At 28.6% G+C, this 15,734-nt stretch carries 13 protein-coding genes and 1 pseudogene; 2 read left to right on the forward strand and 12 right to left on the reverse strand.

Features of this window, described 5'->3' with window-relative positions; genetic code table 11:
- Positions 1-46 precede the first annotated feature (46 nt).
- From MKD34_RS12650 to MKD34_RS12670, 6 genes and pseudogenes are all read right to left on the reverse strand, one after another.
- Positions 47-955 (reverse strand): annotated as a pseudogene (locus MKD34_RS12650) (PDDEXK nuclease domain-containing protein).
- Entirely contained in the window at positions 942-1,079 is a 138-nt protein-coding gene (locus MKD34_RS14120; protein ID WP_345795455.1) for a hypothetical protein, read from the reverse strand. Before MKD34_RS14120 ends, MKD34_RS12650 begins: the two are co-directional and overlap by 14 nt.
- Before the next feature lies 1 nt (position 1,080).
- Positions 1,081-2,310: a restriction endonuclease subunit S gene (locus MKD34_RS12655; protein WP_240221922.1), complete on the reverse strand. Its 1,230-nt coding sequence runs from the start codon at positions 2,308-2,310 to the stop codon at positions 1,081-1,083.
- Position 2,311: 1 nt separating this feature from the next.
- The gene (gene fic / locus MKD34_RS12660; RefSeq protein ID WP_240221924.1) at positions 2,312-2,917 is read right to left on the reverse strand and encodes a protein adenylyltransferase Fic; all 606 of its coding nucleotides are present in this window, start codon (positions 2,915-2,917) and stop codon (positions 2,312-2,314) included.
- A gap of 1 nt (position 2,918) precedes the next feature.
- Complete coding sequence (locus MKD34_RS12665) at positions 2,919-4,469, reverse strand: type I restriction-modification system subunit M (protein WP_240221926.1); 1,551 nt, start codon at positions 4,467-4,469, stop codon at positions 2,919-2,921.
- 177 nt (positions 4,470-4,646) lie between these two features.
- Positions 4,647-4,829: a hypothetical protein gene (locus MKD34_RS12670; protein ID WP_240221928.1), complete on the reverse strand. Its 183-nt coding sequence runs from the start codon at positions 4,827-4,829 to the stop codon at positions 4,647-4,649.
- A 771-nt stretch (positions 4,830-5,600) separates the two neighbouring features.
- Between MKD34_RS12670 and MKD34_RS12675 the strand changes: the two genes are divergently transcribed.
- Both MKD34_RS12675 and MKD34_RS12680 read left to right on the forward strand, forming a co-directional pair.
- On the forward strand, positions 5,601-7,820 hold the full coding sequence (locus MKD34_RS12675; protein WP_240221930.1) for a MobA/MobL family protein: 2,220 nt from the start codon (positions 5,601-5,603) through the stop codon (positions 7,818-7,820).
- A 31-nt stretch (positions 7,821-7,851) separates the two neighbouring features.
- Complete coding sequence (locus MKD34_RS12680) at positions 7,852-8,835, forward strand: S66 family peptidase (protein WP_240221938.1); 984 nt, start codon at positions 7,852-7,854, stop codon at positions 8,833-8,835.
- A 177-nt stretch (positions 8,836-9,012) separates the two neighbouring features.
- Here MKD34_RS12680 and MKD34_RS12685 read toward each other — a convergent pair whose 3' ends face one another.
- From MKD34_RS12685 to MKD34_RS12710, 6 genes are all read right to left on the reverse strand, one after another.
- Entirely contained in the window at positions 9,013-10,074 is a 1,062-nt protein-coding gene (locus MKD34_RS12685; RefSeq protein WP_240221940.1) for an ElyC/SanA/YdcF family protein, read from the reverse strand.
- Positions 10,067-10,804 (reverse strand): response regulator transcription factor, encoded by a 738-nt coding sequence (locus MKD34_RS12690; protein ID WP_240221942.1) that lies wholly within the window; start codon positions 10,802-10,804, stop codon positions 10,067-10,069. The genes MKD34_RS12685 and MKD34_RS12690 overlap by 8 nt, the downstream gene beginning before the upstream one ends.
- A gap of 14 nt (positions 10,805-10,818) precedes the next feature.
- Positions 10,819-12,330, reverse strand: a complete 1,512-nt coding sequence (locus MKD34_RS12695; protein ID WP_240221950.1) for a sensor histidine kinase — start codon at positions 12,328-12,330, stop codon at positions 10,819-10,821.
- 88 nt (positions 12,331-12,418) lie between these two features.
- Positions 12,419-13,327 (reverse strand): substrate-binding domain-containing protein, encoded by a 909-nt coding sequence (locus tag MKD34_RS12700; protein ID WP_240221952.1) that lies wholly within the window; start codon positions 13,325-13,327, stop codon positions 12,419-12,421.
- 149 nt (positions 13,328-13,476) lie between these two features.
- A complete protein-coding gene (locus MKD34_RS12705; RefSeq protein ID WP_240221954.1) occupies positions 13,477-13,938 on the reverse strand; it encodes a toxin-antitoxin system YwqK family antitoxin in 462 nt (153 codons plus the stop codon).
- A 47-nt stretch (positions 13,939-13,985) separates the two neighbouring features.
- Entirely contained in the window at positions 13,986-15,734 is a 1,749-nt protein-coding gene (locus MKD34_RS12710) for a toxin-antitoxin system YwqK family antitoxin (protein ID WP_240221956.1), read from the reverse strand.

Here is a 15,734-nt window from a genome sequence, read left to right on the forward strand (position 1 = left end):
TTCGTTTCTGTAATTGGTCTATAGTCAGCCATAAATTTCCTTTGTTTTAGTCGTTATATTCTAATTCTAAACTTAACTTTTCTCTTTCTAGCTCTTCTATCAATTCCTCTTCTGTTGGGAAGTAAAATTGATATTTAGATGCAAAGATATTTTTACTATCATCTAGTAATGTGTACTTAACCATTGAATCATTTTTATCTGAACAAAGAAGCAATCCTATAATTGGATTATCACCTTCTAAACGTATCTCTTTTTCATAATAACGTACGTAAAAATCCATTTGTCCTATATCTCTATGAGTTAATTTTCCCATTTTTAAATCAATCAAAACAAAACATTTTAAGATATAGTTATAGAAAACTAAGTCAATATAATAGTTATCGCCATCTATATTAATTCTTTTTTATCTCCCAACAAAAGAAAACCCCTTTCCTAACTCAAAAAGAAAAAGCTGTAGTTTATCCATAAGGGCAGATTCTAAATCACTTTCTACAGATATTGTGTAATCTCCTTTTCCTAAAAACTCAAAACCCATAGGACTTTTTATAATATCGTGAGCTGTTTCTACTTTTTGTCCAACTACTGAAAGTTCTTTTACTGCAACAGGATCTTTACTCATCTTAATTCTTTCGTATAGCAGAGAGCTTATCTGTCTATCTAATTCTCTTGATGACCAGTTATTTTCCATTGTTTCAATCATATAGAAATTACGAATATCATCATTTTTTAATTTCATCAGAAGTCTATAGTGTGTCCAACTCAATTCTCCACGCACTGAGTGGAGAATTGGAAATGTTAAATAAAATTGTTTCATATACCAAAGATTTTGTTTTGAATAGCCTTTTCCAAACTCTTCTGTTAGTTTTTCAGAGATAGATTGGATTACATATTTTCCATATTCAGCTCGATTTTCCCCTCTTTGCTCTTCTTCAACAATCTCTTTACCAATTCCAATAACTTTCTATCATAACAGTATTTACAACTTTAAATGCTTTAGCACGACCGTTTTCTAAAATATTTTTTACTCTAACATATAGATTTTCTACTAATTCTAATTTATCTATTTTTTCATTTCCCATACTATTTCTCCAACTTTTTAAATGTAAGTAGTTTATCTCTATAGTATTCATACTGCTGTTTTCTTGCTTCTATCTCTGCTGGTAACCCCTCTTTAATATCATTCACAAGAGTGTCAAATCTATCCAGAATATCAACGATACGTTGTTGCTCTTCAAGAGAAGGGATAGGGACTAAAATTTTAGATAGTTTTGGTCCTGTTGTTGTTGCTCTTGTAGTAAATGAAGCATATCTAATGATTGTCTTTCTAGCTTCATTTGTTGAAAAATAATATGCTGAAAATTTAGGTAATAGCAAATCAGTAATAGGTCTTGCTCTCAGTACAAAGCCACTAAATACACAATTTGGAATATCTTCTATTAAAGTACACGACATTCCTATATCTTCTTTTGTTTCTGATGTTCTAGTAAAAAAAACATCTCCTTTTTTTGCACTATATCTTTCAATTTCATCAGAATTTACATCTACTAACCCTGAAAATTTCTCGTTTGTTAACCATCGATTTTTATAAACATCAGTAAAATTTATAATAGGTTGTCCATGACCAAAAGCATCTTTTTCTTTATTTAATCCATTTTTTATTTCAAATAGTTCACCAACTGATAAATATTTAATGGATTTATCTTTAAAATCAAAAAGTGAATTATGATAATATTCATACTGCTGTTTTCTCATTGTAAGCTCTGTTGTAAGCTCTGTTGTAAGCTCTGTAAATGTATCTAAAATACGCACAATTTCCTCTTGTACTGGTAATGGTGGTATAGGAATAACTATTTCTTTAACAATTTGTGCATTTATATTTGTTTGACTTCCTTGTCCCAGAGATTTTATGTATTCATATTTGCTCCATAAAAAATAAAATACATACCTATATAATGCTTGATTAGTGTCTACATCTATATTACAACACGCTTGATTTGTAGTCATTGGAATTTTATTTATTCCAACTTTCCCAACTGTAGCACCATACATTGCAATAATAACACAATTCTTGGGAATCCATTTAGCTGACGAATTATCTAAGCCTTGTTGTGTTATTTTGATCCCAGTATCTGGTATATCACCAAAATCGATCTCTTGAGTTCTTAACCATGGAATATCTCCACCATAATAACTATTAATATCTGTTTTTGGAGTTCCACCTGAAGTTATTTTTTTACTTATATCTTTTATTTTTTTATACTCCACCCCGTCAGGACATAATTCATCTATTAGTTGCTCTAACTTATTCATCTTAGACCTCCTCTGTAGTATATTCGCTGTAGCCTTCATAGTAGTAACTAACGTCAATACCTTTCATAAATAGAGTACGGTCATCTATTTCAGTTGTAAGAGCCTGCTTTAAAAGATATTTAATCTCAATATCTTTAATAACACTTCTCTCCATAGCTGATAGATATTCATCTTTATCTACTAAATTCCAATCAATTACTTGTTTAATATTTTCTTTTAATATTAAATCAAGCCATATACGAGTTGCTCTTCCATTCCCTTCACGGAAAGGATGAGCAATATTCATCTCTACATATTTCTCAATAATCTCTTCAAATGTTGTTTGTGGCATAGTATCTATATATTTTAACGAGTGCTCAAGATACATTAGTGGTGCAAAACGAAAGTTATTTTTAGCTATATTAACCGTTCTAATTTTCCCAGCAAAATCATAGATATCTTGGAATAGATATTTGTGGATATATTGAAGCCCTTCAAAAGTTCCTATCTGAACCGCTTTAATATCTCCAGAGTCAAAAAGTTGCTTAGCTTTTTGTTTGCTGATTTTCTCTTCCACTTTTGAAAGCTCTATCTGGCTAGTAATATGCAGTTTATTTTCTAAAATCATATTACTCCACCTCAATCTCTGCAACTATCTTATCTATTTCAATACGAAGCCTGTCTATATTGCTTACCGTCTTTTCAATTTTAGCATTTAGTTCTGTTATATCTATAACCTCTCTTGTATCTTTTGCTTCTACATAAGTGTTTACAGAAAGATTGTAATCCTCTTCAGCTATTTTAGAGTTATCAACAGATTTTGAAACATGGTCAATATCCTCTTTAGTATCAAATATTCTCAGAATCTCTTCAATATGCTCATCTGTTAAGATGTTATTATTTGTTTCTTTCTTGAAGAAATCCTCTCCACTAGCATCTATAAATTGAGTTTTAGAATCTTTTTTACTCTTAGAAAGAATTAAAATATTAACAGCTATTGAAGTTCCAAAGAAAAGATTAGGTGCTAACGATATAACTGTCTCAACAAAGTTATTTTCAATTAGATACTTTCTAATTTTCTGCTCTGCTCCACCACGATAGAATATTCCAGGGAAACAAACTATAGCAGCACGACCTTTACTAGAAAGATAATTTAAACAGTGAAGAACAAAAGCAAAGTCTGCTTTAGATTTAGGTGCTAATACTCCAGCAGGGGCAAAACGCTCATCATTGATAAGAGTTGGGTCATCACTACCAATCCAATTAACTGAATATGGAGGATTTGATACAATAGCATCAAATGGTTTTTCATCTCCAAAATGTGGATCTAAAAGAGTATTTCCTAATGCTATATCAAACTTATCGTAGTTTACATTGTGTAAAAACATATTCATACGAGCAAGGTTATACGTTGTGTGATTAATCTCTTGTCCATAGAAACCATCTTCAATAATATGGTCATCAAATTGCTTCTTAGCTTGTAGCAATAGTGAACCTGATCCAGCAGCAGGGTCATAAATTTTATTTATTGTGCTTTGGTTATGTGTTGCTAATTTTGCAATAAGCTTAGATACACTTTGAGGTGTAAAGAACTCTCCACCAGATTTACCTGCATTGGCTGCATAGTTAGATATTAAAAACTCATATGCATCACCAAATAGATCTATATGATTGTCTTCAAACTCTCCAAAGTTAAGACCTTCAACACCTTTAATAACAGCAGCTAAACGACTATTTTTATCTTTAACTGTATTTCCTAATCTATTACTTGTAGTATCAAAATCAGCAAACAATCCTTTTATATCAGATTCAGAAGGATAACCATTAGCAGAACTTTCAATAGCTGAAAATATTGCTGCTAAATCTGTATTTAAACTTTCATTACTGTTTGCATTTTTAGCAATGTTAATGAACAGTTGGCTTGGATAGATAAAATATCCCTTTGTTTTTATTGCGTCCTCTTTAATATCCTCTGTTATAACATCATCACTTAAATCTGCATATTTAAAGCTATCATCTCCAGCTTCAATATAATTAGAAAAGTTCTCACTAATAAATCTATAAAATAACGTTCCTAAAACGTATTGCTTAAAATCCCATCCATCTATTGAACCACGGACATCATTAGCTATTTTCCAAATCTGTGATTGCAATTCAGCTCTTTGTGCTATACTCGACATTTTTCTTCCTCCAATTTATATACAGTAATTTTATAATCTAATAATAATATAAAATTACTTCCTTTTATTATAATTTATTATATCATATGCAACTTAAAAATCACATACTGAAGACCTCTTCTAATAAAATTTGTATTAAAAAAGCTGTCAATAATGACAGCTTAAAATAGAATTAATTTATTCTAATTTCCATTCACCAAATTTTTCCCATTTTTCATTTCTATTTTCATGAACTACAATTTTTCTATTTTCTCCTAATTGTTTTATTAATTCATTAATGTAAACAAAGGTATTTTCATAGTCTTCTATCTCTTTAAATAATAAAACTTCCTCTTTTTCTAATAAACATACTCTATACATTATCTACCTGCCTTTTTTATTTTATATTCCCTATATAACACATTTAAAGAATTTTTTTTAATTTGTCTATTATTTTTATTATACCATATACTTTTTGACTATTACTGCATCTAGTATTATAGCTTACTAAGACTAAACTTAAATTAGTAGTATTTAACTTTAAATACTTTAAAAAATATATAACTCCTGCTTTAACATTTACTAAAATCTTAAATAGATTTACTTAATATTTTATCTTTTTTATACATAAGCTACACTGTAACAGTTCTTCCATTCTATTGATGCTACGTTATGATTAAAACCCTTTTCAACTTTCACAGTAGAAATTACCAGCAATATACTAATCTCATATTCACTTAAAAATATCACAATATCTTCGTAGATAAACTGAGCATTTTCTGAATTAAAAATATTTTCAAAAATAAACTTTTAAAAAAATACTCCTTTGGAAAAATATATATAAATTGCAAGTACAATAGTTAAATAATAGTACTTCTCCATTAGATTAAATCTTTCTTTGAAAAGTTAAGTAATTTTATGCTATTTATTTAAAGTATTAAAATCTTCATTTTTTGAAAAAATAGGAAGAATAAACAATTCAGAAAAATACAAAGAAATTGATCATTAACCTTGTATAAATACTCAACAAAAGTCACCAGAGTGCACGCTTAATAGTTTCTAGTTTTTGCCAAGGCAAATTTCTAGAAACTGCGTGTCTTAATGATAGGTTTGACCTTTCAGGTGTCTTCGACTTTTTTAGGAGGTGAAATCATGGCAAATTATCATTTGAATATATCTTATGGTACAATTGGAAAAGGTGGACCACATATTGACTATATTTTAGGACAAAATAAATATGCTAATAAACAAAATGAAATTAAATATACTAATCACAATTTGCCTAATTGGTGCAAATCTCCTAAAGAATTTTGGGTAGCTGGTGATGATAAAGAAAGAATAAATGGTACAGTGTATAAAGAGATTAGAATATCTCTTCCTAATGAACTATCTCACGAGAAGAATATTGAGCTTTTAAATGAGTTTATAGATACTATTCTAGAGGGAAAATATCACTATTCTGTATCTATTCATAGTAAAGAAAGTTCATACAAAAAAGAGATTTTAAATACTCATGCTCATATAATGTTTTCTCCAAGAGAACTTGATGGAATTGAGCGAAATAAAGATATTTTTTTTAAAAGAGCTAATGCTAAATCTCCAGAACATGGAGGTTGTAAGAAAAATACAAGTTGGAATAATATAGAAAAGTTATTAGAGATAAGAAAACTTTGGGAAGATATACAAAATAAATATTTAGAAAATGAAAAAAGTAATGAGAGAGTTTCATGTGAAACTTTAGAGAAACAAAGAGAGATTGCTTTAGAAAAAGGAGATATTTTTTTAGCTAAATCTTTAGATAGAGACCCCGTTCAAATAGATGGTTATCTATTAAAAAAATCTAAAGATAAATTAAATAAAATGGATAAAGATAAAATAGAATATTTTAAAATAATTAGAGAAATAAAAGAATTAAAAGATGAAATTCTAAAATTAGAAAGATTAGAAGCTGAAAAATCTTTGAAAAAAGACACAATAAAAGAGATTGATTTAGAGTTAAATACTTTTAACGATAGTAAATACCAAGATATTTTAGACACTCATGAGAAGTTAGAAGGAATTAATATGCAGATCTTAAAAGTTGAACATGAGCTTTTAAGTAGTTTTAATATGGAGAAAAATAGATTAGATTCTTTAAATCTATTATTGAAAAATTTAAACAATGATAAACTTAATTTAGAAAAGTATTTGGATCAATTTGAAGAAACAATACAAGAGAATGAGTTTAAAGTTTATGCAGAAGAAAAATTAAAAAATAGTTTCAATACTATGTTTAATATATTTAATCAAAGTAACTATGAAATAAAAAAAGCTGAGAAGATCTTAAAAAATATTCCAAGACAGTTGGAAAACTTAGAAACTACAAGTTTAAATATTCTGACTAAAGGTGAGTACTCTAAGTTAAAGAGAGAATTAGATTCTAATGAATTAAACTTAATGATATATAAATCTGGTTATAAGTATAAAGATGGTAGCGAGAAGAAGTTAAATTTCTTTAAAAAAGAGATTGAGAGATTAAGCGAATCGAATAAAATTATTCTATCTCAAATTAAGAAGATAAAAAGCGATTATTCCACTCCTGAAATGAAAAATAAAAAGATTAGAATTGAAAAAAGTATAGAGTCAAAATTGCTAAAAGAAAAAGAGTTGCAAGAATCTATCCTGTTGGATAGACAAATAACAGCTCTTATCCTTCGTAAAAAGCTCGTTAAGGTGGATAATAACGTTTTCGAGCACTATTTATCTAAAGTCGAGTCAGAACGCTTTAAATCGCATTTAAAAGCCTCGAAGTCATCTGAGATTTATAATTATTTTAAAAATATGAAATTTGAAGATATAGAACGACTAGCTTTAAATAGTTTAAGTAAGGGAAGATACTTTAAAGCTATGAAAGAATATGAAGTTTTAGATAAGAAAAGAATTGAGTTACAAATAAAAAGAGATTCATACTCAACTCTATCTAAAAAGTTATTACATTTAGGGGCTTTGTCTAGAGTGAATAAAGAACTTAAAAATGTTAATGCGTCTCTTTTAAAATTAGAAAAAGAGTTTAAAGAGATTCAAAGATCAATTGGTGATAAAAAATTTCATGAAGAAATATCTAAAATTAATAATTTAAGAAATAATATTGCTGATAGGTACTCTAAACAGAGTGATATGTTCAAAGAGAAATCTAAGCTTAATGAATTTTTTATTAAAGAGACAAATAAGCTAAAAAGAGATTTAGATTCTGAAAAAGATATATCTAATAGATTTACTAAAGCATCTTTAAAAACAAATTATATTAATTTAAGAGGAAAAATCTTAGGTAACTATTTAGTTGATTTTGAAATAGAGAAAAAGAAAAGAAAAAGTTTTGAAATGGATTTTTAAAATATATAAAAAATAAAACACAGGAGGCTATATGTTTAAATTAAAAAAAGGAGATCTTATTGGATATTATTCCCCATCTGCTCCAGCTACTTTTTTTGCACCTACACGATATAAAAGAGCTCAAATTTTTTTAGAAAGTAAAGGATTCAAATTAATTTCTGGAAATCTTTCAGGAAAAAGTCAAGGCTATAGATCTGGAAGTATTGTTGAAAGAGCCAATGAACTAAATACTCTTATTGAAAATAAAGAGGTTAAATGCATAATGTCAACTATTGGTGGAAGTAATTCAAACTCTATTTTGCCTTATTTAAATTTTGAGGAAATTAAAAAAAATCCAAAAATATTTATAGGATACTCTGATGTAACTGCAATTCTATTGGGTATATATGCCAAAACAGGTATTATAACTTTTTATGGTCCCGCTCTTGTGGCAAGCTTTGGAGAGTTCCCACCATTAGTCGAAGAAACTTTCTCATACTTTTCAGATATTTTAATGAATAACTTAAATCTACCTTATACATTTAAAACTCCTGACAAATATACTGATATGTTTATAAATTGGGAGGATCAAAATACCTCTAAAACTACTTACGAGAACAAATTAGTTACTGTTACTCCAGGGAAAGTTTCAGGACGATTAATAGGTGGAAATCTAAATACAATGTATGGAATTTGGGGAAGCGAATATATGCCTGAAATTAAAAAAGGGGATATTCTTTTCATTGAGGACTCTTTAAAATCTGCTGCTGATATAGAACGAAGTTTTTCCTTTTTAAAGCTTAATAAAGTTTTTGAAAAAGTCAGTGGAATTATTTTAGGTAAACACGAGCTTTTCAATGATCAAAACAGCGGAAAAAAACCTTATGAAATTTTGCTAGAGGTTCTTGGAGATACAAAGATTCCTTTTTTAGCTGAGTTCGACTGTTGTCACACTCATCCTATGATAACTCTTCCTATTGGAGGAGAAGTTGAACTGGATTCTACAAACAAAAAAGTAACACTTTTGAAGTTTTAAAAAATTTATAACTTTTAAAACTTTTTTATAAAATCTATGGTCCAAGTATTATAAAAAGTGTTAAAAGTAAAATAATTTTAATCCCCCCATTGAAGCCTCTCCCCCCCAGAGGCTTCTTTATTTTTTTATAATAGTAAAAATAAAATGAGGAAAATATTTTTCTCATTTTTTATCTGATTATTGCTGAATTCCAGGGTACGCCCAGATTCCAGATGTTCTAATTAAATCTCTATAGATAACTAATTTTTCAGCTTCAGAAACTTTTTGCGCTTCCTCTAAAGATGGATAATCTAAGTAAACTAAGTTTGAGTACTCAACATTTAATCCCTTTAAGTTAGCAGCCTCTTGGAACACACTTAGCCCTCTTCTAATATGGCTTGCACTACTTATAAGAGTTACCTTCTCAGGTTTTAAAGTTGCTAAAATCTCAGTTGAATAGATAGCATTTCCAACAGTATCTTTAGCTAAGTCATCCATATAGATCTGTTTAGCTGGAACTCCCTTTGAAACTAACCAGTTTCTCATTAGGAAAGCCTCTGTAACTCCACCCTTTTGAACTCCTCCTGAAACAATTATTGGTGACTTTGGATTTTTCTTGTATAACTCATACCCCTTCTTTAATCTCTCAACTAAAGTCGGTTTCATAACTCCACCCTCACCTAAAGCATATCCTAAAATTACAATGGCATGGTTCCCATTAACTTTGAAAGCCTCTGTGTTTAACTTTGCCTTTGAAAAGTTATCAGCCATAGCAAACTTCTCTAAGTATGATTGAGTTTTTTCTGGATGATTCTTTTTTAGAACCTCAATTGTTTCGTTAAATGTTTTCATATCCCCCATCTGTTTAGAGTACCCTGCAAGAAGAATTCCAGCCTCAAAATTATCTGGATACATAACTAAAATATCTCTATATGTTTGAAGAGCTTCTGGTGTTTTCTTTTGAATTATTTGAGTTGATGCAATACCAAATCTTAAATCTGTTCTGTAAGGACTAAGAGCACTAGCTTCTGCAAATGAGTTTTCAACTACATCGTATTTCCCCTTTAATGTAATCCCTTTGAAGAACTCCTTTTCAGCTTTACTTAAATCTCCACCATGCCAATAGTAGTGGATCCCTGTTTGTGTCAACTGAGCAATCTTCTCTTGATCATTTGAACTTGGGTACTTACTTGTTGAGCTACACCCTGTTAACATAATAAACCCTAATACCGCTGATAAAACTTTAATCTTTTTATTCATCTCTCCTCCTTAAAAAATCCCCTGGGGGTATATTAAAATATTTTTTAAATACAGTGCAAAAATGTTTATAGTCAGAAAATCCAACCATCTCAGAGATCTCATAGAGTTTATATATCTCCTCTTTTAAAAGCAAAATACTTTTAGAGACTCTATGTTTATTTAAAATATCTAAAAATGTTTCATCTGTCTCTTCCTTAATTTTTCTACTCAGATAGCTTGCGCTTACATCTAGCTCTAAAGCAATCTCTTTTATACTCAGCTTTGTTACATATCTATCTAAAATTATCTGAACTGTTTTTCTAACAAAAATATTGTACTCCTCACTCAGATATCTACTTATGGAATCACTTTCACTTTTATAAAAATTATTTCTAAATTTTTCAATTGTCTCTAAAAGAATATCCTCATCTAAAGGTTTCAGTATATAATCTAAAACTCCAAGTTGAATCCCTTTTTTTGCATATTCAAACTCACTATAGCTACTTAAAATTATAGCTTTAAATTGAAACCCCTCTTCCATGGCCTGCTCAATCATTTCCAGTCCATCTAGTATCGGCATCTTTATATCTGTTATCACAAGGTCAGGATTTAAAGTTTTTATGAGCTCCAATCCCTCTTTACCATTTTTCCCCTGCCCAACTATTTTACAATTTAATAGATCCCAAGAAATACTTTCTATCAGACCCTCTCTTATTATCTTTTCATCCTCTACAACTAAAACTTTTATCATTCTTACTCCATATCCTAAGGTAAAACTATTTTCACAAGAGTTCCTCTTCCCTTTCTACTCAAAATTTTTACCCCGTATTTCTCTCCATAGTGTAACTTTATTCTTCTGTTTACATTATATAGCCCTATGTGGTTAGTCACATTATCTTTTTTCAAATTTTTTCTTATCTCCATTAACTCATCTTTAGAAAGTCCATCTCCATCATCTAAAAAGTAGATAACTAGTCTTCCTTTTTGTAACTTTCCTCTTATATCTATATGAAGTTTATCCTTTGAAGAGAACCCATATTTTATTGAGTTTTCAACTATTGGTTGAAATATAAGTTTAGGTGTTTTTTGATTATTTAAATTACTCTCTATATCTATGGTGTAGGAGAAATCCTCTCCAAATCTATATTTTTGAATCTCTAAATAGCTCTCTATAAACTTTATATTTTCATCTAATGAAACGATAGTCTTTCTATTATCAATACTGAATCTAAGAATAGATGAGATATTTAAAATAATTTTATTGCTCATTTTCACATCTTTTTTTATGGTGTACTTTAACATCTCCAGTGTATTAAATAGAAAATGAGGATTAAATTGACTCTCCAACTGTTTAATCTCTAAATTGATGTTGTTTTCAAACTCTCTTTTATTTATCTCAATAAGATTTTTTATATCTAGTAACATCTTATTGTAAGAGGTCGCTATAATTCTAAGCTCATCATTGGTTTCCACCTCTAAAAAGTTATTTAGCTCCCCTTTTCCAGTACTTTTTATAGCACCGATTATCTTATCAATCACAGCTAGTTTTTTATTGATAAAATAGTTTATTGTCAAAAATATGCACGTAATTAAGAATATAAAAATCGTTATAAAATAAACAATCTGCTCAAAAATTTTAACTAACATAAAATCTAAATCTCTGTAGATATAGATATACAGTTTAGAATTATATACTCCTGATTTAAAAAAAATATTTTTCTTATTAACTGGCAGCTTCACTCTATTTAGATTATCTGAGTAGTTATTTGTATTTCTCTTTAAAATATATCCATTTTTATCTGTAAAAATATAGTTGCCGTTGATCTCAATTTTTTTAAAAATATCCTCAATTTCTGAATCTGAAACATAAAAAAGGATGTAGTTGTAACTTTTATCCGCTAAATTTTTAACTTTGCTACCCATTGTCAATATGGTTTTTTTCTCATTTAGAAATCTCATCTCTTCAGACTCTAAAATTATCCCCTCACTATTTTTCAGTTTTTTTAAAATCCCCCAATTGGGATTTAAACTGCTTCCCCTAACAAGAGGGCTGCTTTCAATAGTTGGTTTAAAATTTTTATCTAAAACTATGAAATTTCCTTTTAAATCAAACTCGTTTTTTATCTTATAAATATTTTCAAAATCTAAACTCCTATTTTTTAACTCTTTCAGCGCTAAATCATATTTAGATAGCAACTCATCCAAACTCTTTTGGATAAAGTTAAACTCCTTTTGACTCTCCTTTTTTATAGCTGAATATTGTAGAGAGTAGATCACAACATACCCAATTAGAGACAGGAAAATAATAGGAAATATAAAATAAAGTATCAGAAAATCTTTTATCTGTTTTTTTAAACTCACAAATTTATTTTGAGACATGGTTATTTTCCTTTAATAGGTTATCAAAGTTTTCAATCCAAAGAGATCTATTTTTTTCTATCTCAAACTGGTTTGGATCTATGAAAACCCTATTTTTTAATGTATTTAATTTTCTACTGAAAAATATATCATCTCTAACACTTCTTCTATTCAACGAAATGTTGGAAAAAAGTTGAGTGTCATAGCTACTTAAAAATTTTGTAAAAGCCTCTTTGCAAGAGTTTTTGTTTAAAACATAGACTCCGTCACTTTCAGCTAGCACACCCTCTTTCATATATACAATCTCTAAACTACTGTTTTTTCCCATAGCTTTTATCGCTGCAACTTCATGAGTTAACCCCACTATACTCTTTCCATTTACAACTTTTTCCACCACATCTTGAGAGGATTCTAAGTATATATTATCTGTATTTTTTAATAATTTTTTTATAAAGCTCCAAGGTTCATCCATTACATATAAAATATTTACTAAATGTTCAAAAGATGAGGACGACACCTTTGGGTTTGAATAAGCTATTCTCCCTTTTAGTCTAGGATCTAAAAGATCCTTGTACCCTTCAATAACAATATCTTTTTTTATATTTTTATTCACCAACAAGACATTTGGAATTATTGAAAAAGAGTATGACTCTTTTATAATGTGATTTAATGGAGCTACAGAAAGAGTTGTTCCACCAAAAAATACGTCAGGATAGTCTTGCTTTTGTTGCTTTAAAACTTTATTGACCAACTCCCCTGTTCCTCCAATCTCCACTTCAACCTTGCAATTATAATTCGATTCGAACTCTTTGATTAGGGGGTATAAAGTTTCTATCGAATGTGAAGAGTAAACTTTTATTGAGTTAGAGTAAGCGTATTGTATAACAATAATAAAGAAAATAATCAACTTCTTCACTGTAACCCTCCATTAAATAACATATATTAATTTTAATGTATTTATTGACTGATTTCAATACTTAAAAATATTATTTTATACTAAAAAATGAACTAGGATAAAATACCCTAGTTCATTTTCAAATTTTTTATTTTTTGCTCTTCAGTATCTTAATTTTTAATCTTTCCATTCTCGTAATAGCTTTCAATAATTCTATCTGCTTCTCCAACTTTACAAAACATTTCAGTTTTTAGTTGTCCATTTTCATAATATATTTTAACAACTCCATCCTCTATATCATCCTTATAAAATGCTTCTGTTCTCAATTGACCATTCTCATAATAATCCTTTGCAATACCATTTAACTTTCCATCTTTATATGTGAACTCCCCATATACTTTACCGTTTTTATAATATATTTTAGTCACTCCATTTAATTCTCCACTCTTATATACTCTTTCACTTTGAAGTTCTCCACTTTCAAAATAATCTTTAACAATCCCATTATCTTTTCCTTTTTCATAGATTAACTCAGTTTTTAATTGCCCACTTTTATAATATATCTTTGTCACTTCATTTTTATCACACGCACTAACAAATAATAGTATAATCAAAATTAAATATTTTTTCACATCTTCCTCCTAAAGCAGTTTTTTATACAACTCCAACTTTACTTTAGCTAATATGATGGCCAGTACTGAGGTCCAGCTTCCCACAAAACAACTTTTACCCCATTTCTATACTCACCATTTTCTTTTAATGCTCCATTGGAAAAATATATTTCATATGGACCGTCTAATACTCCTTTAACATAGTTAAGAGATGATATTAAATCACCTCTAGAAGAATCATAATTTTTCCAAATTCCACTTTCTAATCCATTTTCAAAGTATCCACTTTTTATAACAGTTTCTGCGTTGTATGGTGACCCTGTTATAGATGCTGCCCCTGGGAAATACCCTAAATTAAACTCTTCAAAATACCCATCTTTAACTATATCTTCATAAGATTTTATTTTTTCACTTTTTCTTTTTCCATAAAAAATTTCTTTTATTCCAAAATATTTAAGTGGGTCTTCATACCAACGAATCCCATCTTGAGAAGTTTTTCCAGGAGAGTAGTTTTGAAATACTATAAAAATCTCTTTATTATTAGAGTTCTTTAGAGAATACAGATTAAGCTCCTCATTTTCCAATTTTGCATCTAAAAGATTTAAATCTTTAAACTGTGTTAAAGACTCACGAGCTTTATAATACTCATATCCAGTTTTAGGATTAACTAATTTATCATATATTGAGTACGCTCTTTTATAGTGAGAATAGTTTATAACCTTCTCCAAAATAGAGTCTTTATAAGTTTTAATTTGTGATACCTCTCCATTTTCTTCAGAATACTTTATCTCCACTACTTCATTTTTAGAATTGTAAGTAGTTGAGGAAAATATGTGTAGCTCTTCTGATCTTCTATATAGAATATCTTTTCTAATCAGCACTCCATTAGTAAAATATTTTTTCACAGGAAGATAACGTTTTAAATCCTCTGAATACTCATAGGAGTTCCAAACTCCAGTTTTCCTATCCCTTTCATAGTTTCCATTTTCATATTCATTAAAATATTCTCCATTTTTTAGAATATTTTTCCCTGTTATCTCCCCTTGAAAAACTTCTTCTAAAGTTATTAGCCCCAATCTCTGAATTTGAAAAAGAAAATAGTAATTCCCATCACTAAATATCACACTACTTCCAATATTTTTTATAAAATTCAATTTATCAAGTGAATAGATTTTAAAATATTTTTGGAGATCAAATTTTTCATAATCTTGAGGAATAAGTTCGTATTGATAGAGATAAGCCTTACTATTATACTCATCTCTTCCCACTCGTTTTGAAACATCCCAAATATTATAATCATTAAAATTCACAACTTTATAGTAAGGTATCAGCTGTTCTAGCTCTTTTTTAGCTAAACTAGCATTAAAATTTTGAATATTTTCAATTTTTTTATTTAACTTTTGAGATGTAGCAATATTAAGTGTTTTAAAAAAGTCTATCACTTCCTCGCCTTCATACTCATTCTCTCCTATATATAAATTCCCTAACGAATACCCCTCTAAAGAGTTTTTATTATTTTCATTATAAATAACAAATATCTCTTTAATATTATCTTTGTTAAGGTCATATAAAAAGACACTTTTAATCTCTTTTTTCATATTTAAAGTATCTAAAACTGTGCTCAAATTTTCTTCTGGTATTTCAAAAATAACATCATATTTATTTTTATTTTTTTCAAACTTTAAAACTCCGTTAATTCTCATTGTCTCATCTTTATACAACTCCAACTCTAAATCTTTGTGGATTGAATCTCCATATAAATTTAATTGAAACAAAAAAATCATAGGTATTAAAAGTTTATAATAAAATTTCTTCAT

Source organism: Cetobacterium somerae, assembly GCF_022430525.1.
Classification (GTDB): Bacteria; Fusobacteriota; Fusobacteriia; order Fusobacteriales; family Fusobacteriaceae; genus Cetobacterium_A.

Bases quoted from the DNA above. Each gene is read 5' to 3' on its own strand.
- MKD34_RS12710 (WP_240221956.1), bottom strand. From the start codon at position 15,734: ATGAAGAAATTTTATTATAAACTTTTAATACCTATGATTTTTTTGTTT.
- fic (WP_240221924.1), bottom strand. From the start codon at position 2,917: ATGATTTTAGAAAATAAACTGCATATTACTAGCCAGATAGAGCTTTCA.
- MKD34_RS12670 (WP_240221928.1), bottom strand. From the start codon at position 4,829: ATGTATAGAGTATGTTTATTAGAAAAAGAGGAAGTTTTATTATTTAAA.
- MKD34_RS12675 (WP_240221930.1), top strand. From the start codon at position 5,601: ATGGCAAATTATCATTTGAATATATCTTATGGTACAATTGGAAAAGGT.
- MKD34_RS12655 (WP_240221922.1), bottom strand. From the start codon at position 2,310: ATGAATAAGTTAGAGCAACTAATAGATGAATTATGTCCTGACGGGGTG.
- MKD34_RS12680 (WP_240221938.1), top strand. From the start codon at position 7,852: ATGTTTAAATTAAAAAAAGGAGATCTTATTGGATATTATTCCCCATCT.
- MKD34_RS12690 (WP_240221942.1), bottom strand. From the start codon at position 10,804: ATGATAAAAGTTTTAGTTGTAGAGGATGAAAAGATAATAAGAGAGGGT.
- MKD34_RS14120 (WP_345795455.1), bottom strand. From the start codon at position 1,079: ATGGGAAATGAAAAAATAGATAAATTAGAATTAGTAGAAAATCTATAT.
- MKD34_RS12665 (WP_240221926.1), bottom strand. From the start codon at position 4,469: ATGTCGAGTATAGCACAAAGAGCTGAATTGCAATCACAGATTTGGAAA.
- MKD34_RS12685 (WP_240221940.1), bottom strand. From the start codon at position 10,074: ATGAATAAAAAGATTAAAGTTTTATCAGCGGTATTAGGGTTTATTATG.